We start from the raw sequence: 26,313 nt of genomic DNA on the forward strand, positions 1-26,313 counted from the left end.
GAGCGATCATGCGCGGATGGCGGCGGTGATCGCCTCCCCGAGCGACGACGTCGTGCCCGTGCCCCCGAGGTCCCGCGTGAGTGTGTCGCCGCCGGCCGCGAGGACGGACTCGATGGCCGAGAGGACGCCCGCGGCGGCCTCGGGTTCGCCGAGGTGCTCGAGCATCATGGACGCGCTCCAGATCTGGCCCACGGGATTGGCGATGCCTTGGCCCGCGATGTCCGGTGCGGAGCCGTGGACCGGCTCAAAGAGGCTCGGGTAGGTGCGGTCCGGGTTGATGTTGCCGCTCGGTGCCACGCCGATGGTCCCCGTGCAGGCGGGCCCGAGATCGGAGAGGATGTCGCCGAAGAGGTTGCTGGCCACCACGACGTCGAACCAGTCGGGGTGCAGCACGAAGTTCGCGCAGAGGATGTCGATGTGGAACTTGTCGGTGCGGATGCCCTCGTACTGCGCCGCCATCGCCTCCACGCGCTCGTCCCAGTAGGGCATGGTGATCGAGATGCCGTTGCTCTTGGTCGCGGAGGTGAGGTGCTTCTTCTCCCGCTTCTGGGCCAGCTCGAACGCGTATCGGAGGATCCTGTCCACGCCCGTCCGCGTCATGACGGTGTCCTGGATGACGGTCTCCCGCTCCGTCCCCTCGAACATGCGCCCGCCCACGCTCGAGTACTCGCCCTCGGTGTTCTCGCGCACCACGTAGAAGTCGACATCGCCCGGTTCGCGGCCCGCGAGCGGGCTCGTGATCCCGGGGAGCAGGCGCACCGGGCGGAGATTCACGTACTGGTCGAAGTGCCGGCGGAACTGCAGGAGGCTGCCCCACAGCGAGACGTGATCGGGCACGACGTCGGGCCAGCCCACCGCGCCGAAGAAGATGGCATCGAAGGCGCGGAGCTCCTCGAACCAGCCGTCCGGCAGCATCTTGCCGTGCTCCACGTAGTAGTCGGCGCTGGCGTAGTCGAACTCGGACACCTCCACGCGGAAACCGTAGGCCTCGGCCGCGGCGTCGAGTGCGCGCAGGCCCTCCGGCATGACCTCCTTGCCGATGCCGTCCCCCGCGATGGCCGCGATCCTGTACACGTTCGTCATGACTGGCACTCCTTGTCAGCAGGCTGGGTATCCGCCCAGCCTAGGCTCCGGCGCCCGGCTGTCCCAGCCCCTGGTGGGCGCGGTTCGTGTCCTGCGGCGTCACACCCGCTCGGGACCGTGTGTACCAGCCGGTAGCGTTGAGGGCATGAAGTACGCCAACTCGATCGTGGACCTCATCGGCAACACGCCGCTGGTCAAGCTCAACTCCGTCACCGACGGCATCGCCGCCACCGTCCTCGCGAAGGTCGAGTACCTGAACCCGGGTGGCTCGGTGAAGGACCGCATCGCGGTGAAGATCATCGACGCCGCCGAGGCCGAGGGCAAGATCAAGCCCGGCGGCACCATCGTGGAACCGACCTCCGGCAACACCGGCGTCGGCCTCGCGCTCGTGGCGCAGCAGCGCGGCTACAAGTGCGTCTTCGTGGTGCCGGACAAGGTGGGCGAGGACAAGCGCAACGTGCTGAAGGCGTACGGCGCGGAGGTGGTGGTCACGCCCACGGCGGTCGCCCCCGACAGCCCCGAGTCCTACTACGGCGTATCCGACCGCCTGGTCCGCGAGATCAAGGGCGCCTACAAGCCCGACCAGTTCTCCAACCAGAACGGCCCGCTGAGCCATTACGAGACCACCGGCCCCGAGATCTGGGCCGACACCGACGGGAAGCTCACGCACTTCGTCACGGGCGTCGGCACCGGCGGCACCATCAGCGGCACCGGCCGCTATCTCAAGGAGGTCTCCGCGGACCGCGAGGGCGGTCCGGTGCGCATCATCGGCGCCGACCCGGACGGCTCCATCTACTCCGGCGGCACGGGGCGCCCCTACTTCGTCGAGGGCGTGGGCGAGGACATGTGGCCCGACTCCTACGACCCCGCCGTTCCCGACGAGATCCTTGCGGTCACCGACGCCGAGAGCTTCGAGATGACGCGCCGCCTCGCCCGCGAGGAGGGCCTGCTGGTCGGCGGTTCGTGCGGCATGGCGGTCGTCGCGGCACTCCGCGTCGCCCGCACCCTCACGGCCGACGACCTCGTGGTGGTCCTCCTGCCCGACGGCGGCCGCGGGTACCTCGGCAAGGTGTTCAACGACGACTGGATGAAGAACTACGGCTTCATGTCCGACGGCGGCGACACCACCATCGCGGCCGTACTGGGCGCGAAGAGCGGGGCCCTGCCGGACCTCGTCCACGTCCGCCCCAGCGGGACGGTGCGCGACGTCGTCGCGCTCATGCAGAAGCACGGGGTGTCCTCGATGCCGGTGCTCTCCCACGAGCCGCCCGTGAGGATCGGCGAGGTGCTCGGTGCCGTCCACGAGCGCACGCTGACCGAGAAGATCTTCCGCGGTGAGGCAGCCATGACCGACGCCGTCGCCGACCACATGGAGCCGAAGCTGCCCCTCATCGGTGCGCTGGAGTCGGTCGACGCCGCGCGCACGGCGCTGGAGCACAGCGACACGCTGATGGTGACGAACGTCGGCGCGCCCGTGGGAATTCTCACGCGTCAGGACTTGCTGACATACATCAGCACGTAACCACCCCACCCCCATTCGCAGGAGCATCGTGACGCACTCTGACGCCCAGGGTTTCAACACCCGAGCGGTCCACGCGGGGCAGACCCCCGATCCCCTCACGGGAGCGGTGATCCCGCCCCTGTACCAGACCACCACCTTCGCGCAGGACGGCATAGGTCAGCTGCGCAACGGGTACGAGTACGGCCGCGGCGGCAACCCGACGCGTGACGCGCTGCAGGTCCAGATCGCCGCCCTCGAGGGTGGCAAGCACGCCTTCAGCTTCTCCTCGGGCCTCGCCGCCGAGGACGCGCTGATCCGTGGTGCCCTCCGGCCCGGCGATCACATCGTCCTCGGGAACGACGCCTACGGCGGCACCTATCGCCTGATCGACCGCGTGCTGTCCCAGTGGGGCATCACCAACACCGCCGTGGACATGGCCGATACTGCCGCCGTGCAGGCCGCGATCGCCGCGCACAACACCAAGATGGTGTGGGTCGAGACGCCGTCGAACCCGATGATGAAGATCACCGACATCGCGGCGACGGCGCAGCTGGCCCACGACGCCGGGGCGCTGCTCGTGGTCGACAACACCTTCGCCTCGCCCTACCTGCAGCAGCCGCTGACCTTCGGGGCCGACGTCGTCGTGCACTCCACCACCAAGTACATCGGCGGCCATTCGGACGCGAGCGGCGGCGCCGTCGTGGTGAACGACGACGAGCTGGCCGAGAAGGTCGGCTTCATCCAGTTCGCAGTGGGTGCCGTTTCCGCGCCCATGGAGGCCTGGCTGACCACACGTGGTCTGAAGACGCTCGGCGTCCGCATGGACCGGCACTCCTCGAACGCGATGGCGATAGCCCGCTGGCTGCAGGAGCAGGACGAGGTGGAGCGCGTCTACTACCCGGGCCTCACCGACCACCCGGGGCACGAGCTCGCCGCCGCGCAGATGAAGGACTTCGGCGGCATGATCTCCGTGACGTTCACGGGCGGTGCGGAAGCGGCGAAGAAGGTGGCCGAGAACACCCACGTGTTCATCCTCGCGGAGTCCCTCGGCGGCATCGAGTCGCTCATGAACTACCCGTCCGACATGACGCACGCGTCCGTCAAGGGCACCGAGCTCGCCGTCCCCGAGAACCTCATCCGGCTCTCGGTCGGCATCGAGGACATCGAGGACCTCATTGGCGACCTGGAGCAGGCCATCGCGGCACTGCGCTGATCCACCTTCGCTCGGACAGGGTGGCGTCGTCGTTGTCGGCTTTTCAGTCCACCACCACGCTCGTGCGGCGTGTCACCCGCCGACACGCAGTCGTGTGCCTGAAAGCAGACAACGACGGCAGGCTGTCCTGGGCGTACAGCCGACTTAGCGCTTTCTGCCCTGCAACCTGAACTTCTTCTTCGCCTTCGGCTGCGTGAGCTGGAAGTAGTCGCTGCTCTGCGGGAGCCATATGAGGAGCACCGCCACGAGCATGGCGCCCGCGATCAGCGAGAGCCCCGGCGTCCCGCGGACGATGATGGGCACGCCCGCGATGATCCCGATGGTCGTCAGCAGTTCACGCGCGCCCCGCCTGCCCCGCCGCAGGGGGATCAGCAGGATCAGCTGCAGCACGGCGAGTGCCCCGAACAGCGCGCCCAGCCCGATGAACCCTGCGCGCTCGAGATCCTGCACCGCCGCCGACGTGATGAACGTGCCGGCGGCGATGAGCATCAGTACGGAGATTGTGAGCCACAGCACCAGGGCCGCGCGCAGGGTGAAGGGCCGCGGCGGCAGGGGAGTCGCCACCGGCTGCCTAGCCCCGGGGAGCAACGGTGGCGGTGTGGGACTCGACGTCGTACGAGTAGACCTCGGCGCCGCCGATCCACACCTGCAGTGCACGCTGCATGACGTCGAGGGGGTCGCCGCTCCACAGCACCAGGTCGGCGTCCTTCCCGACGGCGAGGGACCCGAGCCGGTCCGCGAGTCCGAGGACCTTCGCGGGGTTGATGGTGATCGAGCGCAGTGCGGTCTCTCGGTCCAGGCCCTCCTTGATGGAGAGGGTGGCCTGGTGCACCAGGAAGTTGATCGGGATGACCGGGTGGTCGGTGATGATCGAGATCTCGACGCCCGCCCGGGCGAGCTTGCCCGGGTTCGCGATGGACCGCCCGCGCAGCTCCACCTTGGACTTGGTGGTGAACAGCGGACCGATCAGCACGGGCGTGCCCCGCTTGGCCAGGACATCTCCGAGCAGGTGGGCCTCGGTGCCGTGGTCGAGCACGAGGTCGTACCCGAACTCGTCGGCGATGCGGATCGCGGTGGCGATGTCATCGGCGCGGTGCGCGTGCTGGCGCCAGGGGATCTCGCGGCGGAGCACCATGGCGAGGGCCTCCATGTGCGGATCACGCGCGTTCTCGTCGGCCTTGCCCATGTAGTTCTGGGCCTTCATGAACGCCTCGCGGATCACCAGCGCCGTGCCCAGGCGGGTGGAGGGCGTCTTGCCCTTGGCCCCGTACACGCGCTTCGGGTTCTCGCCGAGCGCGGACTTCAGACCGCTGGGGGAGCGGAGCACCATCTCCTCGAGGTACCGGCCGTGCGTGTGAAGGGCGACGGCGAGACCACCGATCGGGTTGCCGGAGCCGGGGTTCACGTTCACCGTCGTCACGCCGCCCGCCAGGGCGTCGTCGAATCCGGGGTCGAAGGGGTTGATGGCGTCGATCGCGCGGACGCCCGCCGTGTTCGGGTCCGTCATCTCGTTGGTGTCGTCACCCGCGGCGCCCTCGCCCTCCTCGTGCGTGCCGAGGTGCACGTGCGCGTCCACGAAGCCGGGGAGCAGCCATTTGCCGCCCGCATCGATGACCGTGGCCCCCTCGGGGACGTCCACCGACGCCCCGAGCGCGGTGATGCGGCCGTCCTCCACCACCACCGTCCCGTCGAAGGGTTCGCCGTCGATCGGGATCACGTGGGCGTTCGTGATCGCCGTGATGGGGGAGGTGGTTGCCGTGGGCTGTGACATGAGCAGGTGGGCCTTTCGCAGAGGTACCGGACTGTTTTCCACCCTAGCCGTCCGCGGGTGCACGCCCGGGGCCGTGCCTACACTGGATGAGCCGTGCCGGGGACACCCGCGAGCCGGTTCCGCACGCACCTCCTTCGGAAGGGATCCATGAGCCAGCGCACCGTGCCCGTGACGGCCTTCGTCCGGGTGCTCGGCCTCGTCGCCTCCGTCGTCGTGGCCGCCGCCCTGCTCACCTGGGCCTTCACGTGGGCCGATGTGATCGGCCTGGACTACCGGGTGTACCGGATGGGGGGACAGTCCGTGGTGGACGCCGACGGCTCCCTCTACACGCGGTCCTTCGGGGAGGGCGCGGGCTCGCTCCTGTTCACCTACCCGCCGTTCGCCGCGCTCGCCTTCACGGTGCTCACGCTCGTGAGCGCGGAGACGGGAGCGGCGATCTTCGTGGGGCTCTCGATCCTCGTCGCCGCGCTCACCTCGCTGGTCGTGACGCGCTACCTCGGCGGTTTCCGGAGTCTCGGGGCCACGCTCCGGCATCCCACCGCACTGCCGCTCGCGATCGCCGGCACGGGCCTGGTCTGCCTGCTGGGGCCGTGGCGCGAGACCATGGCCTTCTCGCAGGTCAACATCCTGCTCTTCGCGATGATCGCGGCGGACCTCCTCTCCGGGCCGCACCGCCGCGTCCCGACCGGCCTGCTCACCGGGATCGCGGCCGGTATCAAGCTGACGCCCCTCGTCTTCGGGCTCTACTTCCTGGTGCGGGGGGAGTGGAAGCAGCTGTTCACCATGGGGGCCGGGTTCGTGGGGACCATCGCCCTCGGCTTCCTCCTGCTGCCCGCCGAATCGGCGACCTACTGGCTGCAGATGCTCCGGGACACCGGCCGGATCGGCGGCGAGGGATACGTGGACAACCTCTCGATCCGCGGGGCGATCCTCCACTTCATGGGTCCGGACTTCCCCTCCACCGTTCCCTGGCTGCTGATCTCCCTGCTGCTGGTCGCCGCGACCTCCTTCGTCCTCCACACCGGCCGGCAGCGCGGTGACCGCTTCACCCCCATCGCCATGACCGCCCTGCTGATGCTCCTCATCTCGCCCATCTCGTGGTCGCACCACTGGGTGTGGATCGCCGTCGTGCTCGCGGTGCTCGCCGGTCAGGCCGCGGGCCTCCCGCGCGACCTCCCGGCGTACCGGCGGACGGCGGCCGTCCTGTTCGTTCTCACGCTCGCCGTCTTCGTCTACTCGCCGAAGACGATCGGCCTGCTGTTCGGCGCGGAGGACCTCAACTCGCAACTCACCACCGGCTGGCTGATGGCCTCGAGCGCCGGCGTGTTCTGCGCCCTCGTCATCACCGTGTTCTGGGTGCTGCTCTCGCGGCGGCTCCGGACGGACGCGCGCCTCGAGGAGTCGCTGCGTCTCCCGGACCCGGCCGACGAACTCGTCGCCGGGACCCGGGACACCTGATGGCTGCGGCGTCCGCGCGCGTCCCGCCGGCACCGCTGCGCACCATCGCGGCGCCGGTCAGCCGCCTCCGCGTGGTCGTGGCCTGCGTCGTCGCCCTGCTCCTGCCGCCCCTGCTGGAGGTCGCGGTCCTCGCCGTCGGGCGGTCGCTGCTCGCCGTCGACGTCCTGTTCCAGCTCGCGGGTGTCATCGCCGTCGCGCTGATCGGGGGCCTGTGGCCCGCGCTCCTCGCAGCCCTGTGGAGCAGCATCATCCTGAACTACACCTCCACCGAGCCGTTCGGTTCCCTCGAGATCGCCGACACCGGGAACGTGGTGACGGTCCTGATCTTCATCACGGTGGCGGTGGCCGTCTCCCTCGTGGTCGGGCTCTCGGCCCGCCGTTCACGCGAAGCCGCGTTGGCCCAGCAGGAGGCCGCGCTTCTCGGCGAGCTGGCCCGCGGCGTCCTCGCCGAGGAGGACACGCTGCAGGGTTTCCTCCGGCACGTCCAGGCCCAGTTCGACGCCGACGCCGTGGCGCTCTTCGGCCCCTCCAACGACGCTCCAGCGGCGGACGGCCCAGCAGGCACCTCCGAGGAGGCCGGCGCGAGGGGCGCGACGGGCGATGCCACGACTCCGGTGGCGGACGCTCCGGGCGCGCCCTCCGCAGCGCCGGTGGCCGAGCTCAGGGCCCTGGCCGAACGGCCGACTCCCGCCGAGCCGACCGCGTCGGGGCGGCGGCGCGGAGGAGGCCCGGCCCGGAGGAACGTGTCGGACAAGGGCACGGAGCGGCGTCCCCGCGAGGTCCCGTGGGCGCTCGAGGCGGCGGTCGCCGTCGCCCCCGTGGACGACGGCGTCACGCTGGCCCTCTTCGGCCGGTCCCTGTCCGCGCGTGACCGCGGTGTGCTCACCGCGTTCGCAGGGCAGCTCCGCTCGATGCTGCAGCGCCAGGAACTGCTGGCCAGCACGCGGACCAACCGGCGGCTCGTGGAGGGGAACGTGATGCGCACGGCGATCCTCCGCTCCGTCTCCCACGACCTCCGCACCCCGCTCGCGGGGATCAAGCTCGCCGTCACGAGCCTCCGGCAGTCGGAGGTGACGTTCTCCGCGGAGGACGAGGACGAGCTGCTCGGCACCATCGAGGACTACTCCGACCGGCTGGTCAACCTCGTGAACAACCTGCTCGACATGTCGCGCATCACCGGTGACGCCGTCAACGCGCACGTGCGGCCCCTCCGGTGGGGCGACGTCGTCGCTCCCGCGCTCGCGAACGTGCCCGAGGACCGCGTGCAGGTCTCCCTCCCGCCCAACCTCCCGGCCATCGAGGCGGATCCCGGCCTGCTCGAGCGCGTGCTCGCGAACATCGTCGAGAACGCGGTGAAGTACGCGCCGGAGTCGCCCATCGAGATCAGGGCGTCCGTCGGCGGGACCGGACGAGCGCTCATCAACGGCTTCCCGGCGAGCGAGCTGCGGGTCATCGACCACGGCCAGGGCGTCTCCCGCGACGAGGTGGCCGCCATGTTCCGCCCGTTCCAGCGGCTCGACGACGCCCCAGCCGGCGGCGGTGTGGGGCTCGGACTTGCCGTCGCCAAGGGCTTCACCGAGGTGATGGGCGGCGTGCTCGACGCCGAGCAGACGCCGGGCGGCGGGCTCACCCTCGTGATCCGCCTCCCCATCTCCACCGGAGCGGTGGACCTGTGACGCGTGTCCTCGTGGTCGACGACGAGCCGCAGCTCCTCCGCGCCCTGGAGATCAATCTCCGCGCCTACGGGTACCAGTGCGTCACGGCTGTGGACGGCGAGACCGCGCTCGCGGCGGCGTCGGAGCACCACCCGGACGTGGTGGTGCTGGATCTCGGTCTGCCGGACATCGACGGCGTGCAGGTCATCGAGCGGATCCGCGGGTGGTCGCAGGTCCACATCATCGTGCTCTCGGCCCGTCACGGCTCGCAGGACAAGGTGGCGGCGCTCGATGCCGGCGCGGACGACTACGTGACGAAGCCGTTCGGGCTCGACGAGCTGCTCGCACGGCTCCGCGCCGCGACCCGACGGGCCGCCATCACCGCCGACGCGCCGGTCATCGAGACCGTCGACTTCATGCTCGACGCCGGTGCACGGCGCGTCACGAAGGACGGCCGGGACGTGCGGCTCACGCCCACCGAATGGAAGATCCTCGACCGGCTGATCGCGCAGCCCGGGCGCCTGGTGTCCCAGCAGCAGCTGCTCCTGGACGTGTGGGGCCCCGCCTACGCCAAGGACGTCCAGTACCTCCGGGTGTACATGGCGCAACTGCGGAAGAAACTCGAACCGGACCCGGGCGTGCCCCGGTACTTCGTGACCGAGAGCGGCATGGGCTACCGGTTCGACCCCTAGGAAGGAGGCCGGGTGGGCACCGCCTAGGATGGGCGCCATGACCCAAGGCTCCCTCCTCGCCGTCTGCCGGGTGCACGCACTGCACCCCACGAAGGATTCCACCGGTGTGACGGCGATCGACAAGCGCCCGGTCGAGGGCGCCGTCGCCGTCCATGCCCTCGGCCTGACCGGGGACCTCCAGGCGAGCCGCAAGCACCACGGCGGCCCCACGAAGGCGGTGTACGCCTACTCCCAGGCGGACGCCGATTTCTGGGCGGAGCAGCTCGGGCGCGAGGTGACGCCGGGATTGTTCGGTGAGAACCTGCGGGTCGCGGGCATCGACGCCTCGAACGCCGTGATCGGAGAGCGGTGGGCCGTCGGCCCGGAGGTGGTGCTCGAGGTGACCATGCCCCGCACGCCGTGCGTGAACTTCGCGCGCTACCTGGGGGAGCGGTCCTGGGTGAAGCGCTTCGCGGAGGCGAACCGTGTGGGGACCTACCTGAGCGTGGTGACCAAGGGCAGCATCGCCGCCGGTGACACCGTCCGCGTGACGGACGTCCCGGAGCACGGCATCACGGCCTCGCAGGTGTACGCCGGCCTCGACGGCGACCAGGCGCAGGTGCTCCTGGACGCAGCCACCGAGGGCCGGTTGACGCTCACCCCGCAGGTCCGCAAGGCCGCCCTGGCGGGGCTCCGCATGGCGGCTTCCGCCTGACGTGCCGAAGGTCACCCCGGCGTCGTCCTCCTTTCGTGGTGACGCGGTGGCGATGTGCCGTAGACTGGACATATCCCCCACACCGGTATCCCCGTAGTTTCCGTCCCTTTCGGACGGTTGGTTGTGTTGGGGCTCGGAGCTAAGACTCACGAGCAGATTCATCAGGGAGCGCCGGCTAGAAGAAGAGTCACACCCACCGCTGAGACAGCGGCGACCACGGTGTGACGAGGAGTTCGGCCCCGGGATTGAAACAGGTACGGATTCCACGTTCATTCGGCTCTGCGGGCTCCAGCCCGTCAGGGCTGTCCGGCACCTACCTGGAGGAATTTTTCCGTGCCTGAAAACCTGCCCGAGCAGATCATCGACATCATGCCCGTCACCGAGCCGACCACGGCTCCCGCCGCACAGGGCGACGACGACGTGACCATCCGCTTCACCGAGCTCAACCTCGACGGCCGCATCCTCGCCGCCCTGACCGACCTCGGCTACGAGAAGCCGTCGCCCATCCAGGCGGCCACCATTCCCGCACTCCTCGAAGGCCGCGACGTCGTGGGCCTGGCGCAGACCGGCACCGGCAAGACCGCCGCGTTCGCCGTCCCGGCGCTCTCGAAGATGGCGGAGCTCGCCGACGTCAACGGCGGCCCCAGCAAGAACACGCAGGTCCTGGTGCTCGCACCGACCCGCGAGCTCGCGCTCCAGGTGGCCGACGCCTTCACGTCCTACGCCAAGCACATGGAGGGCTTCACCGTCCTCCCCGTGTACGGCGGATCCCCCTACGGCCCGCAGCTGAACGGCCTCCGCCGTGGCGCGCAGGTCGTCGTCGGAACGCCCGGACGCGTCATCGACCACATCGAGAAGGGGTCGCTCGACCTCTCCAACCTCGAGTACGTGGTGCTCGACGAGGCGGACGAGATGCTCCGCATGGGCTTCGCCGAGGACGTCGAGAAGATCCTCTCCTCCACGCCCGAGGAGAAGCAGGTTGCCCTGTTCTCCGCGACCATGCCCCCGGCCATCCGCCGCATCGCCAAGAAGTACCTGAACGATCCGGCCGAGATCTCGGTCAAGGGCAAGACGACCACGGGCACCAACACGCGTCAGCGCTACCTGCAGGTCATGGGCCCGCACAAGCTCGACGCGATGACCCGCATCCTCGAGGTGGAGGACTACGACGGCATCATCGCCTTCGTCCGCACCAAGGCGGCCACCGAAGACCTGGCGGACAAGTTGCGTTCACGGGGCTTCTCGGCAGCAGCCATCAACGGGGACATCCCGCAGCAGCAGCGTGAGCGCACGGTCGAGGCCCTGCGTGACGGCAAGATCGACATCCTCGTCGCCACGGACGTCGCCGCCCGTGGCCTCGATGTGGAGCGCATCTCGCTCGTCGTGAACTACGACATCCCGAACGACACCGAGTCCTACGTCCACCGCATCGGCCGCACCGGCCGTGCAGGGCGCTCGGGTGACGCGATCCTCTTCATCACCCCGCGCGAGAAGTACCTGCTGCGGTCGATCGAGAAGGCCACGCGCCAGCCGGTCGAGCAGATGCAGCTGCCCTCCACGGACAAGATCAACGAGCTGCGCCTCAGCAAGTTCGCGGACAAGATCACGCAGACGCTCGCCGGCAAGGACGTGGCCCTGTTCCGCGACCTCATCGCCACCTACGAGCGCGAGCACGACGTGCCCGCGACCGAGATCGCTGCCGCCCTCGCCGTCATGGCGCAGAACGGCCAGCCGATCCTCGTCCAGGACATCCCCGTGGCACCCGCCGGCCAGCGCGAGCGGGCCGAGGGCCGCAAGGACGCCTTCGGGTCACGTGGACCCACGCGGACCCTCACCGAGGGCAACGCCACCTACCGCATCGCGGTGGGCCGTCGCCAGCGCGTGATGCCGGGCTCCATCGTCGGTGCGATCGCCAACGAGGGCGGTATCTCGTCCTCGCAGATCGGCGGCATCGACATCCGGGCCGACCACAGCCTCGTGGAACTCCCGGCGGACCTCTCGACCGATCAGCTGCGGGCTCTCTCCCGCACGCGGATCGGCGGCGAGCTGATCCACCTCGAGCTGGACAAGGGCCGCAAGCCTGCGGGGAACCGCGGCGCGGGCGAGTTCAAGAAGCCCTTCAAGAAGGACTTCCCGAAGCGCGACGGCGACACCCGCTTCTCGGGCGACGCCAACCGCAAGCCGCGCCACGCGAAGGGTGCCGGAGCAGGCACCGGACGCTCATCGGCGCAGTCCGAGCAGTGGTAGGGACCCGCTGATCGTCACCCTCCGGATCTGCGGTCCACGCGGGTCCGGAGGGGGCTCCGGTGATTTCGCCAGAGCCCACGGAAACTGGTAATGTTTCTTGCTGTTGCCCCCCTAGCTCAGTGGTAGAGCGCGTTCTTGGTAAGAACGAGGTCACCGGATCGATTCCGGTGGGGGGCTCTGGAATGAGGGGCCCGTGACGATCATCCGATCGGTGCGGGCGGCCTCATTTCGGGGCGGTGTAGCTCAGCTGGTTAGAGCGCACGACTCATAATCGTGAGGTCCCGGGATCGAGTCCCGGCACCGCTACAACCCGAAGGCCCCGGAGCTCAGCTCCGGGGCCTTCGTCGTTCCTGGAACCCTTCCTACCGTTCCCGCTGTACCCGGTGCGGCGTCGACCAGGGGTGGGACGCACGAAGCCCGGCAGGTATCCCTGCCGGGCTTCGTGCCGTACGGGTGCGGGTCTGTCAGAACGTCAGCGTTTGCGGGCTGCGATGTCCTTCACGGATTGCGGTGTGGTGCGGCCCAACTGTTCGTCGAGGGCCACGCGGAGCCGGGCCTTCGCGGCCGTGACCCGTTGGGTGTCCGCGGGCCGACGGTAGGCGGTCGGCGTGGACGGCGTCTGTCGTGTGCGCGCGGTGTCGGTCATCGCCACTCTCCTTCTCCTCGTCCTACGCCCTATTGTCCGGCACGGTCGCCGGGCAGTCCAGCGCCGTCCGGGTTGGCCGCGGGGTTACTGACCCAGATGGCATCGAGGATCAGGCGGTCCTCTTCCGTGGCGAGCTCGCTGTAGGAGAGCTGGAGCAAGGCCTCGACACCGGCCTCCTGACGGATCGGATCGAGGGAGGTCGCAGCGTCGATGGCCCACTGCGTCCGTCGCCACCACTCGGCGCGGTCATCGGCGCGTCTCTTCTGCTCGAGCGCGGCGCGGTCCGCCGTCGCGCGCTGACGGAGCGTGGCGAAGGCCATGACGGTGGCGAGCACCGCGGCGAGGAGGACGGCGAAGGGCGCGAGGGCACCGACGATCTCCCACCACTGCGCACCCCCCACGGTGGGATCTGTGACGCCCGGCGCGGGCGGCGTCGTGGCGTTCGCGATGCTGACGGCGTTCATGGCGTCAGCGTAACCACGCCCGCCCCCGTTACCGGGGCTCGCTCACCGCGGCCCGACAACCGGGCGGCTGTCACCCGTTCGACGTCGGACCGCCGCGATCGCTCAGCCTCATGATGGACAGGTGCCGCCCCTACGCCGTCCAGGGCGGGCGATCACCCGCATAACGGCGCCTCAGCCGATACGGACCGCGTGCAGCACGGCGTCGCTGATCTGCACCTCGCGGCCGTCCTTCGACTCCATGCGCGGGCGCGATTCGCAGATCCGGATGTCCCACGTCTCGTCGAGCAGCGCCGCGATCTGCTCAGGGGTGTGGAACAGGTCCGCTTGGTGCGGCCGGCCGATACCGGAGTGGAGGTCCGAGGGGTCGTGCGCGACGATCAGGAGGCTTCCTGCCGATCCCACGAGGGAAGCCAGCATGGCGAACACCTGCGAGCGTTCGGGCTCCGGCAGGTGCATGAACTGCACGGTGACGAGGTCCAGGTCCCGAGGGAGCTCCGGGGAGGCGAGGAGATCCACGCGCTGCCAGGTCAGACGTCGGGCGACGGAGTCCTCAAGATCGAGAGCGTGCTCGCGTGCTCGGGACAGCGCGACCTCCGAGACGTCGATGCCGAGCACGTCCCACCCGCGGGAGGCGAGCCAGGCGGCGTCGGCCCCCTCGCCACAACCGACGTCCAGGGCGCGCCCCGGACTCAGGTGCTCCGCGACCGAGACGAGCTGCCGGTTGGGCCGGCCGCTCCAGATCTGCGGGCGCTGGCCGTAGCGCTCGTCCCAGAATTCCTGCGTGTACTCAACCAGCACGGCGAACCTCTTCCTCCATGACCTCGGTGGTCGTCACCTCGGTGGTCCTGGTACCGACGCTACGCCCGAGCAGGGCACTGTCGAGCCCATTCTCGTGCCCTCTTTCCAGCCCCGCCTCGAGTCCGGTTTCGAGCCCACTCTCGAGTCCGGTCGCGAGTCCGTGGCGGCGAGCGCCGTTCACGCGGTTGTTCACGGCCGCCTCCGACGCCGCCGAGAAGACGCCCTTCCTACCCTCCACCGCCCACGCCGTCTCCTCCTGGACGAGGTCCGCGTTGATGGCCGCTCCCGCCATCGTTCCCTCCGCCGCCGCGACGACCACCTGGGCAGCGAGATTCGAGACGTTGCCGGCCACGTAGACGCCCTGCACGGCAGTCACGCCCATCGGGCCCCCGGTCAGGGCGTGGCCCATCCCGGACGGATGCGCCTCGGCGATGAGTCCGAGGGAGGACACCACATCGGTGCGTGCCTGCATCCGCGTGCCCACGGCGAGGGCCTCAAGGTCGAAGCGCCTGCCCGACTCCACCGTCACCCCGGAGAGGACACCGTCGGCGTCGTCGACGGACAGCACCGCGCCGTCGACCACGCGGATTCCTCGCGCCGACAGGCGGTCCCAGTCGTCCTCGCTCGGCGTCACGGTGTCGTTGAGGAAGAGGGTGATGTCCTCGGACCACTGCCGGAACAGGAGGGTCTGGTGCACCGACAGGGGACCGGTGCCGAGCACGCCGATGCGCTGACCGCGGATCTCGTAGCCGTGGCAGTAGGGGCAGTGCACCACGCCCGCACCCCAGTGGTTGCGGAGGCCCGGGATGTCCGGCAGGCCGTCCTCGAGCCCGGTCGCGAGGAGGAGCCGCCGGCCGATCGCGCGGCCACCGTCGGCCAGGGTGACGGTGAAGCCGGCGTCCGTCCGTTCGGCGCCGACCACCTCGCCCCGGCGCACCGCGGCACCGTAGCCCTCGGCCTCGGCGCGCCCTGCCTCGAGCAGATGGAGAGGGGACATGCCCTCCCGCGTGAGGAAGCCGTGCACCCCGGCAGCCGGGGCGTTGCGCGGCTCGCCGGCGTCGATCACCAGGACGGACCGCAGCGCGCGGGCCAGGGTCACGGCGGCGCTCAGTCCGGCGGCACCGCCACCCACGACGACGACGTCGTACCGCCCGTCGGGTGCGGCGTCGTGTCCGACGTCGTCCGTCCTGTCTCTCCCGAGTCCGTCGCCGCTCGCGCGGCCGCCGTCCGGGTGCTGCCATGTGGATGTCATGTCCGTACCTCCTGGTGCTGGTGGAGCTTCCACTCTCCTTCTGCTGCGTTCGGAAGTGCAACATCTGTTGCCGATATGGCAAAGTAAGGGGATGGCTACTGACTTCGACGCGGTGCTCGACGCCGTCGGTCCGCGACTCCGAGCACTGCGAGCGCAACGCAACCTCACGCTGGGTGAGGTGTCGGCGGCGTCCGGCGTCTCCGTCAGTACCCTCTCCAGGCTGGAATCGGGGCAGCGACGGGCCACGCTCGACCTGCTGCTACCCATCGCGAAGCTCTACGGCGTACCGCTCGACGACCTCGTGGGCGCGCCCGCGACGGGGGATCCGCGCATCCACCTCACTCCGGTGGAGCACCACGGCATGACCGCCATCCCCCTGACACGGCGTCCCGGCGGCGTGCAGGCCTTCAAGATGGTGCTCGCAGGCGACGCGCGGGGCACCGAGCCGGACCTGCAGGTGCACGAGGGTTACGAGTGGCTGTACATCCTCAACGGCACGCTCCGGCTGGTACTCGGCGAGAACGACTTCCTGCTGCGGCCGGGGGAGGCCGCCGAGTTCGACACCCACACCCCTCACTGGTTCGCGAGCGCCGACGGCGGCCCGGTGGAGTTCATCAGCCTCTTCGGGCAGCAGGGTGAACGCATGCACGTCCGCGCGAGGCCACGACGCTCCTGACCTGCAGTCGCCCCCGCGCTCGACCGGCCCCGACCTCCTTCGAACCCCTCTGACCTGCCCTTCACCCACCTCTGACCCGCCTCCGATCGTGATGGCGCGCGCCGATAGGATGAGCGGAGCTTCGACACGACCGAGGCCTCGCTGGGAGGCCGCTGGGGACGGGACACTGATGACGAACGAGCACCTCGGGGACGCACACGACGACAGCGCTTTCCCGACCCGAGCAGGTCGACGCCGCGCGGCAGTCTCCGAGGAGCCGCAGCGTTTCGCCGACCGCTTCGCGCCCGAGGGGACCCTCCCGCGTGCGGAGGAGCCGATTGCGCGGGGTCTGCCCGGAGGTGCCGGCGAACCCGGCTTCGCGGAAATCGATCAAGCGGCAGGGCACCCGGACGACGACGTCGAGGCGACGGTGCGCCGCGTCCCGGCGGATCCCATCGACCCATCGCACGGCTTCGCCCCGCAGGCCGCCGGGCCTCTCGTGACCTCCGTACCGCAGGCGGAGCCGCCGGCATCGCCGCAGCCGGAGGCCGCTGAATACCCCAGGCCGGCGGCTTCGGATTCCCCGACCACGATCGACCACGTGCCGGGCGCCGTTTCGTCTCCGGCGCCGTCGCCCCGTCCACAGGACGCGCCCCGAGCCCAGGACACGCCGACCTCCGATGCGGCCTCGACCGCCCTCCGACCCCGCGGCACCAGGGCGTCGTTCCTGACGCCGGACACCGCCGTCGTGCCCGCCGAGAGCGGGCTGCGCGGGTTCCTCGCGCGGCTGGGCCTGAGGATCCCGCCCTCGCAGGCCGAGCTGGCCGTCCGCGCGGACGTCGCCGCGGTCAGCAGGCACTGGCCGGGCCCGCGGACCGTCTCGGTGGTCAACGGGAAGGGCGGCGCGAACAAGACGCCGACCACCGTGATGCTCTCCGCCGTGTTCGCCCGCAACGGTGGCGGCCCGGTGCTCGCCTGGGACAACAACGATGCGCGGGGCACCCTCGGCTGGCGGACCGAGCAGGGCCCGCACGAGGCGACCGTGCTGGACCTGCTCCCGCAGACCTCGACGCTCCTGGCGCCCTCCGCGCAGTCGGCGTTGCTCGCGCGCTTCGTGCACCACCAGACCGAGGACAAGTTCGACGTCCTCCGTTCGAAGCCCGATGTCCTCGCTTCGCAGCAGAAGGTGACGGCGGACGACTTCGACGCCCTGCACGAGGTGGCGTCGAAGTACTTCCGCCTGAACGTCGTGGACTCGGGAAACGACGAGACCGCCGAGCGATGGCTCCGCATGATCCACCACACCGACCAGTTGGTCATCGCGACCACAACGCTGGAGGAGCATGCCGAGGCAGGTGCGTTGCTGCTCGAAGCGCTCAGGACGAGGGGCGGCCGGTACGCGGAGCTGTCCGCTAACGCCGTCGTGATCGTCAGCCAGTCCGACAAGAACGGGACGCGGGCGCAGAGCCAGTCGATCGCCGACGGCTTCGGGCAGCTCGCGCGGCGGGCCGTCACCATCCCGTTCGACGCCGCTCTGATCAAGGGCCGCATCCGCTACGGCGCGCTCCGCCCAGCGACGCAGCGTGCCTGGCTGACCGCTGCCGCCGCCGTCGCGGAGGGCCTGTAGCGCACCGATACTCAGCTTGCTTATGAACTCTGTGCTTCCTAGGCTGGAGAGGCACCGACAGCCACGCTCTACGCAAGGGAGAACAGCATGTCCGCACACGAGATCACCGGCAAGAAGGTCGCCTTCCTCCTGACCGACGGGGTGGAGCAGATCGAACTGACCAGCCCCTGGAAGGCCGTCGAGGACGCCGGCGGCACACCCACGCTCGTCTCCCCGAAGACCGGAACGCTGCAGGGGTTCGACGGCATGGACAAGGCCGACACCTTCGAGGTGGACCTCGCGGTATCCGAAGCGAAGGCCGAGGACTTCGACGCGCTGGTGCTGCCGGGCGGCGTCGTGAACGCGGACTTCCTGCGGGTCGACACCGATGCCCAGGCCTTCGCCCGTGGCTTCTTCGAGCAGCACAAGCCCGTCGCCTCCATCTGCCACGGACCCTGGCTCCTCATCGACGCAGGAGTGATCAGCGGCAGGTCCGTGACCTCGTACCACACGCTTGCCACGGACCTGCGGAACGCGGGAGCCACGTGGAGCGACGAGGAAGTGGTGGTCGACCAGGGGCTCGTGACGAGCCGGACGCCGGACGACCTCGAGGCGTTCAACGCGAAGCTGCTCGAGGAGATCGCCGAGGGCCGGCACGAGGGCCAGACGGTCTGACCGCAGGAGGTATACAGCACCTCGCGCGTCGCATGGGAAAGGGCTCGCCGAACGGCGGGCCCTTTCCGTATGCCCTTCAGGGTGCGCTGTCCCCTCGGATAGCCAAGGAGGGGCGCGTGCGACAGGATCGAGGGATGACCGACCTCCCGTTCCCCGTCCAGCCGATGCTCGCGAAGGCCGTCGCCGAGGTACCCGAACCCGCCAGCGTGCCGGGCGGGCTCGTGTACGAACCGAAGTGGGACGGCTTCCGCGCGGTGATCAGGATCGACGACGGCTCGTGCGAGATCGGCAGCCGCGGTTCCAAGATGCTCACGCGGTACTTCCCGGAACTCGTCGCCGCGCTCCTCGAGAACCTCCCCGAGCGCTGCGTCGTCGACGGCGAGATCGTGGTGCGGCAGGGCGAAACGGGTGCCGAACGGTTGGACTGGGAGGCACTGTCCCAGCGCATCCACCCCGCGGAGAGCCGCATCACGCTGCTCGCCGGGCAGACACCGGCGTCCTTCGTCGCCTTCGATCTCCTCGCCCTCGACGACCACGACCTCACCGGCCTGCCGTTCTCCGCTCGGCGCGAGGCCCTCGAGGGCGTCGGAAGCACCTTCGCGTCACCCGTGCACCTCTCCCAGGTCACCCACGACGTCGATCTCGCCCGCCGGTGGCTCGTCGAGTTCGAGGGCGCGGGGCTCGACGGCGTGGTCGCCAAGCCGCTCAGCGCGGTCTACGAACCGAACAAGCGGCGCATGCTGAAGGTCAAGCACCACCGCAGCGCGGACACCGTGGTGCTCGGGTACCGCGTCCACACCTCCGGCCAGGGCGTCGGGTCCCTCCTCCTCGGCCTGTACGACGACGACGGCGAGCTGCAGAACGTCGGCGGAGTCTCCGCGTTCTCCAACGCGCGCCGCCTGGAGCTCGTGGACGAGCTCGCGCCAGACGTCATGCGTGACGACGACGGCGGGATCGAACGCGGAGCCACCGAACGCAGCCGCTTCGCCTCGGCCAAGGACGTCTCCTACATCAGGCTGCACCCGCGCCGGGTGGTCGAGGTCCGGTACGACCAGATGGAGGGCGCCCGCTTCCGCCACACGGTGCAGTTCGAGCGGTGGCGGCCTGATCGCGAGGCGCGCTCCTGCACCTTCGACCAGCTGGACATCCCCGCCGCGTACGACCTCAGCCGGGTGCTGGCCTGATCACCGCATCCGGTCCGGGCCCCGACGGCCCCCGTGGCGCCGGCCCCTTACACGCGGCCGGTGAGCAGCTGGGCCCGACCTACCTCAGCAGCGGCGTGACCTGGTCGACCGACGGCCCGGTGCTCTCACTCCACGCGGTCGAGGCAGATGCAACCGACCCGCCGACGCCGGGCGCCGATGCGGCTTCCGGTGGGGATGCTGCGGACCTCCGGCTCGAGCCGGGGACCACGCTCGCCTACGAGATCACGGCGGCGGGAAAGTACTGCCTCGGGTTCCACCGCGTGTACGGCCACGATGACAGGACCTGGACCGCGTGCGCCGAGCAGCGGCAGGCGGAGCGGGGGTACCGGTGCGGGAGGTGCTTCGCCCAGGACGACTTCCGGTTCATGCACGAAATCCACCGCTCCGGAATCGCCCCGCCGGGGCTCAAGCGCTACCTCGACCAGCCGCACTGGCTCTACGTCGCCACCTTCGCCGACGGCTCCACCAAGGTGGGCACGGCCTCGCACCTGCGCAAGCGAGCCCGCCTCGTGGAGCAGGGAGCCGTCGTCGCGCAGTACGTGGCGCACGCCGCCGACGGACGCGTGGTCCGCCTGCTCGAGGACGAGCTGACCCGCGGCGTCGGACTCCAGCAGGCGGTCCGTTCGAGCGCCAAGGCGGCCGCGCTGTGCGCGCCGCTCGCGCAGACCCGCCTCGAGGACGTCAACGACGGCTTCGCCCACGCCGCGCGGGGGCTGCTCGGGAGCGGAGTGGACGTCGACGGTTTCGAGGTGGTGCACGAGGAGTTCGACCCGCCGTCGTCCTGGACCTCCCTCCGTTCGCTCACCGGGCCCCAGCCGTATCCCGGGTTCCTCGGGGAGGGGCACCACGGTTTCCTCGTGCGGGACGTCCTCGGCCCCTCGGCGCTCGTGGGGATCGAGGGGACAGACGTCCTGTTCGTCGCAGACCTCGCGCAGCTCAAGGGCCGTCGGCTGCGCTTCGGGCGGTTCAGCACGCCGGTGCCCACGGTGCAGGAAGCGCTGTTCTGATCGGCGCCGGTGCATCGGCAGTAGAATCGGACCATGCTGAACACGCCCTGGGAGACCGGCTCGGACCTCTACCGCAAGCTCGTGGTGTCCGGTCTCGTGACCACCGCGATCGGCATCCTCGTCGCCATCCTCGGAGCGGCGACCGGCCGGAGCGCCCTGGTGTACACCGGCGTCGCGGTGATCGTGCTCGGGATGATCTGCCACCTCGCCGGCATGGTGATCCGCACCCGCGACATGCGCCGGCGGCTGAAGGGCCCGCGCTGAGTCCCGCCGCTCCGACCCCCACTGCTCCGGCTGCCGACCGGCCGGCCCGGCATCCCGCCCACCCGCAGCGCCACCACGGCGCGGCACCACCCACGAGGGAGTCCCCATGACGATCGACCCCGGCCTGCAGGGCCGCAGCTACCCGGTGGGGGAGCCCTACGCCGTCGGGCGCGAAGCCGTCCGGGATTTCGCACGCGCCGTCAAGGCCACGCATCCGGCGCACTACGACGTCGACGCCGCGCGGGCTCTGGGGCACGCGGATCTCGTGGCCCCGCCCACGTTCGCGATCATCGTGGCGCAGTGTGCCGACGCGCAGCTCATCACCGATCCGAGCGCGGGTATCGATTTCACCCGCGTGGTCCACGCCGACCAGCGCTTCACGCACCACCGCCCCATCGTCGCCGGCGACCAGCTGGTGGCGGAGCTCCACGTGGACCAGGTCCGCGCCATGGGCGGGGGCGCCATGATCACCACGCGTGCGGAGATCTCGACCATCGACGGCGAGCGGACGGCCACGAGCACGTCGTCGCTGCTCGTCCGCGGGGAGGACCAGTAGCCATGACCATCGGCATCGACTCACTCGAGGTGGGGCAGCAGATCGGCTCCGCGACCCTCGACATCACGCGCACGGACCTCGTGCGCTACGCCGGGGCGTCGGGTGACCTCAACCCCATCCACTGGAACCAGTCCTTCGCCGAGGGCGTCGGTCTTCCCGGTGTGATTGCGCACGGCATGTTCACCATGGGCGCGGCCGTCCAGCTCGTCACCGACTGGGTGGGCGACCCGGCCGCCGTCGTCGATTACCAGACGCGCTTCACCAAGCCGGTGATCGTCGAGGACACCACCGCTCAGCCCGGTGTGCCCGGCGCCGTGGTCGAGGTGACCGGCGTGGTGGGAGCCCTCGACACCGAGGCGTCGACCGCGCGGATCGACCTCACCGTCACGTACGGGGGCCAGAAGGTCCTCGTGAAGGCACAGGCCGTGGTGAGGCTCCCGTGAGCGCCCCCATGACCGGTACGCCGCTGGCCGGATTGACGACGGCGCGGGTCGGAGGGCCTGCGCGCACGATCGTCGAGGCCTCGACCGAGCAGGAGATCGTGGAGGCGGTACGCACTGCGGACGCCGCCGGCGAGCCACTCCTCATCATCAGCGGGGGCTCCAACCTGATCATCGGTGACGCCGGCTTCGACGGCACCGTCGTCCACATCACCTCGAGCGGATTCACGGTGAACGACGACGACGCCACGTGTGGTGGCGTGATGGTGAAGGTGCAGGCGGGTCATGACTGGGAGGACCTCGTCCGCTACACGGTGATGCACGCGTTCTCCGGCCTGGAGGCGCTCTCCGGCATCCCCGGCTCCACTGGGGCCACGCCGGTGCAGAACGTCGGGGCATACGGCTCCGACGTCTCGCAGACCATCGCGACCGTCCGGACCTACGACCGCGAGACGGATAGCATCAAGAGCTTCACGAACTTCGAACTGCAGTTCGGGTACCGCGACTCGCTGCTCAAGCGATCCACCGTGAACGGCTCGCCGCGCTACGTGGTCCTGACCGTCGAGTTCCAGCTCGGGCTCGGACGCATGAGCACCCCGATCAGGTACGCCGAGCTGGCGCGCGCCCTCGGCATCGAGGTGGGCGGCCGCACCTACGCGACGGACGTGCGGCGCGAGGTGTTGAGACTCCGCGCGGGCAAGGGCATGGTGCTCGACACCCCGGAGGCGCCCGACCCCGACACGTGGAGCACCGGCTCGTTCTTCACGAACCCGATCGTTGCAGCGCCGGTCGCCGACGCCCTGCCCGACGCCGCGCCGCGGTACCCCGCGGGCGGTGACGGCAAGGTGAAGCTCAGTGCCGCGTGGTTGATCGAGCATGCAGGCTTCGGCAAGGGCTTCGGCCTGTCCGTCGACGACGCCGGTCATGCGGCGGCCGGTGGCCGCGCCTCGCTCTCCACCAAGCACACGCTCGCGCTCACCAACCGGGGAGGGGCGACGACGTCGGACCTGCTCGCCGTCGCGCGGCTGGTGCGCGACGGAGTGGAGCAGCGTTTCGGGATCCGTCTCGAGCCCGAGCCGCTGCTCGTCAACTGCTCGCTCTGATCGCACTCGGAGCGCCCACGGCAACTAGAGCGCGGGGGACCGGCGGGCCTGCTCGGCCGCCGCGCGCGTGAGGACGACGTCCGGCCAGCTGTCCTCCCGCGCCACGAGACGCCGGGTGCAGAGCCACTGGGCGAGCCGCGAGGCGACGCTGATCTGCGCCAGCCGGTCGTGGAAGTCGGGGAGCAGCGTCGGTGGGGAGAGGAACGCGGGCAGCGCGTGCAGCAGGTCCCGGGCGCCCATCACCCGGACGTAGGGCTCGTCCGTGCCGAACTGACGTTCGAGGGTGAGCAATGCACGTTCGTCCTCGGTGAGGTGCAGGGCGGCGTCGTGTTCGAGGTAGTCGCGCAGGTGCCGATGGACCCGCTCGTACCGCAGCAGGCTCTCCGGGTGACGCGTGTGGCCGCTCGTCGCGAAGAACCGCCGGAGGATGCTGTCTGCGTTCTGGAGTTCCATGCGCTCATCCTGCCCGTGGCCTCCGACTTTTTGACTCGCGGCCCCGCACCGCGCAGGGTGAGGGCCATGACCGCCGTTCTCCGCCCCTGGACGTCGGAGGACGCGCCGGCCCTTGCTGCGGCGCTCCGAGCCGACGCCGACCTTCTGAGCCAGTTCCCGGGCGTCGAGTCCTTCACGGTGTCGGAGGCACGCGAGCACATCCACACCCACCTCTCCAGTACGGCGTCGGCGCGTATCTGGGCCGTCGACGTGGACGGCGTTGCCGTTGGGAACGTGGGGCTGTCCGGTATCGAGTGGCGTCACGATACGGCGTGGGCGTACTACTGGTTGGCGTCGTCCGTCCGTGGTCGCGGTCTCGCATCCCGTGCGCTGGCGTCGGTCTCGAGCGCGGCGTTCGAGGACGGGCTGTTCCGCCTCGAGCTCGGGCACCGCCTGAACAACCCGGCCTCCTGCGCGGTCGCGGTGCGCGCCGGTTACATCGCCGAGGGCATCGAACGCCGGAAACTGCGCTACGGGTACGAGCGGTTCGACGTCGAGACCCATGCCAGGCTCCGCACCGACCCGACGCCGGACCTGGAACCCCTTCCGATCGTCGACAGCCGCGCCTGACGACGCCTCGACGGTCGCGTGGACGGTTTCAGCTCCTGGAGGGACCGGACATGCGGCGTCGACTCGACGTCGTCGGTGCGGAGCGGGGCTCAGCGACCGCCGGGAATGTCCAGCCTGATCGCGCCGCGGACGGAGCCCGCGGTGGTGGTCAGGTCGACACCGAGACTCCGCAGCAGGTTCTGCGCGGCACTGTTCCCCACCGTGGTCTCGGCGCATACGGACACCGCACCGAGGAGTGCGGCCTCCTCCAGCACGGCGTCGACAGCCGCCCTGCCGAGGCCCCGTCCGCGGGCGTCCCGGGTGAGCCAGATCCCCGTCTCGAGGACACCCGCCTCATCGGTGGCCTGCAGGCGGACGGACCCGACGACGTCGTCCCCCACGGTTACGGCCCACGTGACTTCCCCGGCGGGGCCGGACAGTCCCTGCCGACAGCACCGATGGTAGCTCCGTAGCCAGGCCGTCCGCTCCGGCGTCCACGCGCCGCCGCCCGTCAGCGGCGGGGTCACGTCGTCGGCGGTGGCTCCTGCGGTCGCGGCCGCGACGAGCCGTTCGAGTACCTCCGTATCGACCGGCACGAGCCGGACCGGGGTGAGCTGGGCGGGCGGCACGCGAGCGTGTGCCGCTAGAGGTTGCCGGTGGCGATCATCAGCATGCGGCGGAGCGGCTCGGCCGCGCCCCACAGCAACTGGTCGCCCACCGTGAACGCGCTGATGTACTCCGGGCCCATCTCGAGCTTACGGATGCGCCCCACGGGTACTTCCAGCGATCCGGTGGCGGCCACGGGGGTGAGCCCGGCGAGGGTGTCCACCTTCGTGTTGGGGATGACCCGCACCCAGTCGTTGTCCGCCGCGATGATGCGCTCCAGCTCGGCGACCGGGACGTCCTCGGTGAGCTTGAGCGTCAGCGCCTGCGAGTGCGAGCGCAGGGCCCCCACCCGCACGCAGAGGCCGTCGAAGGGGATGCGCGTGCCGAGTCCGAGGATCTTGTTGGTCTCCGCGCCCGCCTTCCACTCCTCGCGGGACTGGCCGTTGCCGAGATCGGCGTCGATCCACGGGATCACCGATCCCGCCAGGGGCACGCCGAACTGCGAGGCCTCGAGGCTCGGGTGGCGCTGCTTGGCGAGGATGGCGCGGTCGATGTCGAGGATCGCGGATGCGGGGTCGTCCAGGTTGGTGGCCACGACGCCGTGCAACGCGCCGAACTGGTTGAGCAGCTCGCGCATGTGGCGGGCGCCGCCGCCCGACGCGGCCTGGTAGGTCATGGAGGTGCCCCACTCCACGAGGCCGTTGCGGAAGAGACCGCCGAGGGCCATGAGCATGCAGGAGACGGTGCAGTTGCCGCCGATGAAGTCCCGCGTGCCGTTCGCGAGCGCGGCGTCGATCACGCGGCGGTTCACGGGGTCGAGCACGATCACGCTGTCGTCGCCCATGCGCAGCGTGGACGCCGCGTCGAGCCACAGGCCGGTCCAGCCGGCGTCGCGGAGCTTCGGGTACACCTCGGCGGTGTAGTCGCCGCCCTGCGCGGTCACGATGATCGGCAACTTCGCGAGCGTCTCGACGTCGTACGCGTCCTGAAGCGTCCCCGCACCCTCCGCGAAGGACGGCGCCGCGCCGCCCGCTGCGGACGTGGAGAAGAAGACGGGGTTCACACGGGCGAAGTCGCCTTCGTCCTGGAGCCGCTGCATGAGGACCGAGCCGACCATGCCGCGCCAGCCCACGAAGCCGACGGAAGGAAGAGAAGTCATGTCGTCGAGTTTATGGGGCGGCCACGGGTGTCCCGCTTCATGACCCGCAGTCCGGGCTGACGGGGGAGTTCCGACCGCGTCGGAAGACCGCGCTGCTTCCGTAGACGATCGACTCGGACCTCGAAGATCATGTAACGACCGAACAGGGCGGTGACACCGAGGAACATCAGAGGCATCATCCACACGAATAGGGGTGGGTCCGGTATCTCCCGGAAGTAGGTCCAGATGACCATGGGAGTGATCGCCAGGGTCACGGCGCACAGGAACGCGAAGAAGGCGATACAGCCCCGTGCTGTCGCGATGGTCGGACCGATTCCGTGACGCGCGTTGCCGTATTCCTCCGGGAGGTAACTGACGAGTGCGCCGTTCTTCCCACGCGAGAGGATGCGCTGCTGCCCGGACTCCAGCACGAGCCGCTCGTGCTCGGCGGTCGTCGCGTCGTCCCTGCGCTGTCGTGCGGCGTCGTACACCATGATGTGACTCTCATGTGTTCGAAGGAGCGGTACAGGCGGTGGTTCCCAC

At 70.1% G+C, this 26,313-nt stretch carries 28 protein-coding genes and 2 tRNA genes; 19 read left to right on the plus strand and 11 right to left on the minus strand.

The genetic code is table 11. The features are described from left to right. Positions 1-6: 6 nt before the first annotated feature. Positions 7-1,083 (minus strand): tartrate dehydrogenase, encoded by a 1,077-nt coding sequence (locus AC4D12_RS02855; protein ID WP_490948267.1) that lies wholly within the window; start codon positions 1,081-1,083, stop codon positions 7-9. A 145-nt stretch (positions 1,084-1,228) separates the two neighbouring features. Between AC4D12_RS02855 and AC4D12_RS02860 the strand changes: the two genes are divergently transcribed. Together AC4D12_RS02860 and AC4D12_RS02865 are read left to right on the plus strand one after the other, a co-directional pair. After that, positions 1,229-2,605 carry a cystathionine beta-synthase gene (locus AC4D12_RS02860; protein WP_490948268.1) on the plus strand — a complete coding sequence of 459 codons (1,377 nt, stop codon included), beginning with the start codon at positions 1,229-1,231 and terminating at the stop codon, positions 2,603-2,605. A 28-nt stretch (positions 2,606-2,633) separates the two neighbouring features. Continuing rightward, complete coding sequence (locus tag AC4D12_RS02865; RefSeq protein ID WP_490948269.1) at positions 2,634-3,797, plus strand: cystathionine gamma-synthase; 1,164 nt, start codon at positions 2,634-2,636, stop codon at positions 3,795-3,797. Positions 3,798-3,941: 144 nt separating this feature from the next. Here the strand turns inward: AC4D12_RS02865 and AC4D12_RS02870 are convergent, their stop codons facing one another. Both AC4D12_RS02870 and AC4D12_RS02875 read right to left on the minus strand, forming a co-directional pair. Then, positions 3,942-4,361, minus strand: coding sequence for a hypothetical protein (locus tag AC4D12_RS02870; protein WP_490948270.1), 420 nt, complete (start codon positions 4,359-4,361; stop codon positions 3,942-3,944). Between the two features lie 7 nt (positions 4,362-4,368). Next, positions 4,369-5,568: an amidohydrolase gene (locus AC4D12_RS02875; RefSeq protein ID WP_490948271.1), complete on the minus strand. Its 1,200-nt coding sequence runs from the start codon at positions 5,566-5,568 to the stop codon at positions 4,369-4,371. A 147-nt stretch (positions 5,569-5,715) separates the two neighbouring features. On the opposite strand from AC4D12_RS02875, the gene AC4D12_RS02880 reads away from it, so the two are divergent. The 7 genes from AC4D12_RS02880 (at position 5,716) to AC4D12_RS02910 (ending at position 12,620) form a co-directional block, all read left to right on the plus strand. After that, positions 5,716-7,026 (plus strand): glycosyltransferase 87 family protein, encoded by a 1,311-nt coding sequence (locus tag AC4D12_RS02880; protein WP_490948272.1) that lies wholly within the window; start codon positions 5,716-5,718, stop codon positions 7,024-7,026. Then, on the plus strand, positions 7,026-8,702 hold the full coding sequence (locus AC4D12_RS02885; RefSeq protein ID WP_490948273.1) for a sensor histidine kinase: 1,677 nt from the start codon (positions 7,026-7,028) through the stop codon (positions 8,700-8,702). Before AC4D12_RS02880 ends, AC4D12_RS02885 begins: the two co-directional genes overlap by 1 nt. After that, positions 8,699-9,373, plus strand: a complete 675-nt coding sequence (locus AC4D12_RS02890) for a response regulator (RefSeq protein ID WP_490948274.1) — start codon at positions 8,699-8,701, stop codon at positions 9,371-9,373. Before AC4D12_RS02885 ends, AC4D12_RS02890 begins: the two co-directional genes overlap by 4 nt. A 37-nt stretch (positions 9,374-9,410) precedes the next feature. After that, positions 9,411-10,067 carry an MOSC domain-containing protein gene (locus AC4D12_RS02895; RefSeq protein ID WP_490948275.1) on the plus strand — a complete coding sequence of 219 codons (657 nt, stop codon included), beginning with the start codon at positions 9,411-9,413 and terminating at the stop codon, positions 10,065-10,067. A gap of 369 nt (positions 10,068-10,436) precedes the next feature. Then, positions 10,437-12,314, plus strand: coding sequence for a DEAD/DEAH box helicase (locus AC4D12_RS02900; RefSeq protein WP_490948766.1), 1,878 nt, complete (start codon positions 10,437-10,439; stop codon positions 12,312-12,314). Between the two features lie 105 nt (positions 12,315-12,419). Further along, positions 12,420-12,491: transfer RNA gene (locus AC4D12_RS02905), tRNA-Thr, on the plus strand. 55 nt (positions 12,492-12,546) lie between these two features. Continuing rightward, positions 12,547-12,620 (plus strand) — tRNA-Met (locus AC4D12_RS02910). Between the two features lie 166 nt (positions 12,621-12,786). Here the strand turns inward: AC4D12_RS02910 and AC4D12_RS02915 are convergent. From AC4D12_RS02915 to AC4D12_RS02930, 4 genes are all read right to left on the minus strand, one after another. Continuing rightward, entirely contained in the window at positions 12,787-12,960 is a 174-nt protein-coding gene (locus AC4D12_RS02915) for a hypothetical protein (RefSeq protein WP_490948276.1), read from the minus strand. A gap of 29 nt (positions 12,961-12,989) precedes the next feature. Continuing rightward, positions 12,990-13,424 (minus strand): hypothetical protein, encoded by a 435-nt coding sequence (locus AC4D12_RS02920; protein ID WP_490948277.1) that lies wholly within the window; start codon positions 13,422-13,424, stop codon positions 12,990-12,992. 171 nt (positions 13,425-13,595) lie between these two features. Further along, positions 13,596-14,222 (minus strand): class I SAM-dependent methyltransferase, encoded by a 627-nt coding sequence (locus AC4D12_RS02925; protein WP_490948278.1) that lies wholly within the window; start codon positions 14,220-14,222, stop codon positions 13,596-13,598. Continuing rightward, a complete protein-coding gene (locus tag AC4D12_RS02930) occupies positions 14,212-15,474 on the minus strand; it encodes an NAD(P)/FAD-dependent oxidoreductase (RefSeq protein ID WP_490948279.1) in 1,263 nt (420 codons plus the stop codon). Before AC4D12_RS02930 ends, AC4D12_RS02925 begins: the two co-directional genes overlap by 11 nt. Positions 15,475-15,565: 91 nt before the next feature. Between AC4D12_RS02930 and AC4D12_RS02935 the strand changes: the two genes are divergently transcribed. From AC4D12_RS02935 to AC4D12_RS02975, 9 genes are all read left to right on the plus strand, one after another. Further along, complete coding sequence (locus AC4D12_RS02935) at positions 15,566-16,150, plus strand: helix-turn-helix domain-containing protein (RefSeq protein WP_490948280.1); 585 nt, start codon at positions 15,566-15,568, stop codon at positions 16,148-16,150. 169 nt (positions 16,151-16,319) lie between these two features. After that, positions 16,320-17,756 (plus strand): MinD/ParA family ATP-binding protein, encoded by a 1,437-nt coding sequence (locus tag AC4D12_RS02940; protein ID WP_490948281.1) that lies wholly within the window; start codon positions 16,320-16,322, stop codon positions 17,754-17,756. A gap of 87 nt (positions 17,757-17,843) precedes the next feature. Next, positions 17,844-18,410 (plus strand): type 1 glutamine amidotransferase domain-containing protein, encoded by a 567-nt coding sequence (locus AC4D12_RS02945; RefSeq protein WP_490948282.1) that lies wholly within the window; start codon positions 17,844-17,846, stop codon positions 18,408-18,410. Between the two features lie 134 nt (positions 18,411-18,544). After that, the gene (locus tag AC4D12_RS02950; protein WP_490948283.1) at positions 18,545-19,594 is read left to right on the plus strand and encodes an ATP-dependent DNA ligase; all 1,050 of its coding nucleotides are present in this window, start codon (positions 18,545-18,547) and stop codon (positions 19,592-19,594) included. Between the two features lie 95 nt (positions 19,595-19,689). Next, positions 19,690-20,622 carry a DUF2797 domain-containing protein gene (locus AC4D12_RS02955; RefSeq protein WP_490948284.1) on the plus strand — a complete coding sequence of 311 codons (933 nt, stop codon included), beginning with the start codon at positions 19,690-19,692 and terminating at the stop codon, positions 20,620-20,622. 33 nt (positions 20,623-20,655) lie between these two features. After that, the gene (locus AC4D12_RS02960) at positions 20,656-20,886 is read left to right on the plus strand and encodes a hypothetical protein (protein WP_490948285.1); all 231 of its coding nucleotides are present in this window, start codon (positions 20,656-20,658) and stop codon (positions 20,884-20,886) included. A 106-nt stretch (positions 20,887-20,992) separates the two neighbouring features. Further along, complete coding sequence (locus AC4D12_RS02965; protein WP_490948286.1) at positions 20,993-21,442, plus strand: FAS1-like dehydratase domain-containing protein; 450 nt, start codon at positions 20,993-20,995, stop codon at positions 21,440-21,442. 2 nt (positions 21,443-21,444) lie between these two features. Further along, positions 21,445-21,885: a MaoC family dehydratase gene (locus AC4D12_RS02970; RefSeq protein WP_490948287.1), complete on the plus strand. Its 441-nt coding sequence runs from the start codon at positions 21,445-21,447 to the stop codon at positions 21,883-21,885. An 8-nt stretch (positions 21,886-21,893) separates the two neighbouring features. Continuing rightward, positions 21,894-22,985: a UDP-N-acetylmuramate dehydrogenase gene (locus tag AC4D12_RS02975; protein WP_490948767.1), complete on the plus strand. Its 1,092-nt coding sequence runs from the start codon at positions 21,894-21,896 to the stop codon at positions 22,983-22,985. Positions 22,986-23,009: 24 nt separating this feature from the next. On the opposite strand, the gene AC4D12_RS02980 is transcribed toward AC4D12_RS02975, so the two are convergent. Further along, positions 23,010-23,438, minus strand: a complete 429-nt coding sequence (locus tag AC4D12_RS02980) for a hypothetical protein (RefSeq protein WP_490948288.1) — start codon at positions 23,436-23,438, stop codon at positions 23,010-23,012. Between the two features lie 66 nt (positions 23,439-23,504). Here AC4D12_RS02980 and AC4D12_RS02985 point away from each other — a divergent pair, with 66 nt between their 5' ends. After that, positions 23,505-24,047, plus strand: a complete 543-nt coding sequence (locus AC4D12_RS02985; protein ID WP_490948289.1) for a GNAT family N-acetyltransferase — start codon at positions 23,505-23,507, stop codon at positions 24,045-24,047. An 89-nt stretch (positions 24,048-24,136) separates the two neighbouring features. On the opposite strand, the gene AC4D12_RS02990 is transcribed toward AC4D12_RS02985, so the two are convergent. The 3 genes from AC4D12_RS02990 to AC4D12_RS03000 are packed head-to-tail and all read right to left on the minus strand — an operon-like array spanning position 24,137 to position 26,264. Then, positions 24,137-24,655, minus strand: a complete 519-nt coding sequence (locus AC4D12_RS02990; protein WP_490948290.1) for a GNAT family N-acetyltransferase — start codon at positions 24,653-24,655, stop codon at positions 24,137-24,139. A gap of 14 nt (positions 24,656-24,669) precedes the next feature. Next, a complete protein-coding gene (asd, locus tag AC4D12_RS02995) occupies positions 24,670-25,791 on the minus strand; it encodes an aspartate-semialdehyde dehydrogenase (RefSeq protein WP_490948291.1) in 1,122 nt (373 codons plus the stop codon). After that, positions 25,788-26,264, minus strand: a complete 477-nt coding sequence (locus AC4D12_RS03000; RefSeq protein WP_490948292.1) for a hypothetical protein — start codon at positions 26,262-26,264, stop codon at positions 25,788-25,790. Before AC4D12_RS03000 ends, asd begins: the two co-directional genes overlap by 4 nt. Positions 26,265-26,313 lie beyond the last annotated feature (49 nt).

The sequence above is a fragment of the Arthrobacter sp. TJ-266 genome (assembly GCF_058269115.1).

Coding starts and splice junctions, on each gene's coding strand:
- AC4D12_RS02900 (WP_490948766.1), top strand. CDS start 10,437: ATGCCCGTCACCGAGCCGACCACGGCTCCCGCCGCACAGGGCGACGAC.
- AC4D12_RS02945 (WP_490948282.1), top strand. CDS start 17,844: ATGTCCGCACACGAGATCACCGGCAAGAAGGTCGCCTTCCTCCTGACC.
- AC4D12_RS02875 (WP_490948271.1), bottom strand. CDS start 5,568: ATGTCACAGCCCACGGCAACCACCTCCCCCATCACGGCGATCACGAAC.
- AC4D12_RS02965 (WP_490948286.1), top strand. CDS start 20,993: ATGACGATCGACCCCGGCCTGCAGGGCCGCAGCTACCCGGTGGGGGAG.
- AC4D12_RS03000 (WP_490948292.1), bottom strand. CDS start 26,264: ATGGTGTACGACGCCGCACGACAGCGCAGGGACGACGCGACGACCGCC.
- AC4D12_RS02975 (WP_490948767.1), top strand. CDS start 21,894: ATGACCGGTACGCCGCTGGCCGGATTGACGACGGCGCGGGTCGGAGGG.
- AC4D12_RS02920 (WP_490948277.1), bottom strand. CDS start 13,424: ATGAACGCCGTCAGCATCGCGAACGCCACGACGCCGCCCGCGCCGGGC.
- AC4D12_RS02885 (WP_490948273.1), top strand. CDS start 7,026: ATGGCTGCGGCGTCCGCGCGCGTCCCGCCGGCACCGCTGCGCACCATC.
- AC4D12_RS02935 (WP_490948280.1), top strand. CDS start 15,566: ATGGCTACTGACTTCGACGCGGTGCTCGACGCCGTCGGTCCGCGACTC.
- AC4D12_RS02950 (WP_490948283.1), top strand. CDS start 18,545: ATGACCGACCTCCCGTTCCCCGTCCAGCCGATGCTCGCGAAGGCCGTC.
- AC4D12_RS02930 (WP_490948279.1), bottom strand. CDS start 15,474: ATGACATCCACATGGCAGCACCCGGACGGCGGCCGCGCGAGCGGCGAC.
- AC4D12_RS02895 (WP_490948275.1), top strand. CDS start 9,411: ATGACCCAAGGCTCCCTCCTCGCCGTCTGCCGGGTGCACGCACTGCAC.
- AC4D12_RS02940 (WP_490948281.1), top strand. CDS start 16,320: ATGACGAACGAGCACCTCGGGGACGCACACGACGACAGCGCTTTCCCG.
- AC4D12_RS02970 (WP_490948287.1), top strand. CDS start 21,445: ATGACCATCGGCATCGACTCACTCGAGGTGGGGCAGCAGATCGGCTCC.
- AC4D12_RS02880 (WP_490948272.1), top strand. CDS start 5,716: ATGAGCCAGCGCACCGTGCCCGTGACGGCCTTCGTCCGGGTGCTCGGC.
- AC4D12_RS02985 (WP_490948289.1), top strand. CDS start 23,505: ATGACCGCCGTTCTCCGCCCCTGGACGTCGGAGGACGCGCCGGCCCTT.
- AC4D12_RS02960 (WP_490948285.1), top strand. CDS start 20,656: ATGCTGAACACGCCCTGGGAGACCGGCTCGGACCTCTACCGCAAGCTC.
- asd (WP_490948291.1), bottom strand. CDS start 25,791: ATGACTTCTCTTCCTTCCGTCGGCTTCGTGGGCTGGCGCGGCATGGTC.
- AC4D12_RS02860 (WP_490948268.1), top strand. CDS start 1,229: ATGAAGTACGCCAACTCGATCGTGGACCTCATCGGCAACACGCCGCTG.
- AC4D12_RS02915 (WP_490948276.1), bottom strand. CDS start 12,960: ATGACCGACACCGCGCGCACACGACAGACGCCGTCCACGCCGACCGCC.
- AC4D12_RS02980 (WP_490948288.1), bottom strand. CDS start 23,438: ATGGAACTCCAGAACGCAGACAGCATCCTCCGGCGGTTCTTCGCGACG.
- AC4D12_RS02855 (WP_490948267.1), bottom strand. CDS start 1,083: ATGACGAACGTGTACAGGATCGCGGCCATCGCGGGGGACGGCATCGGC.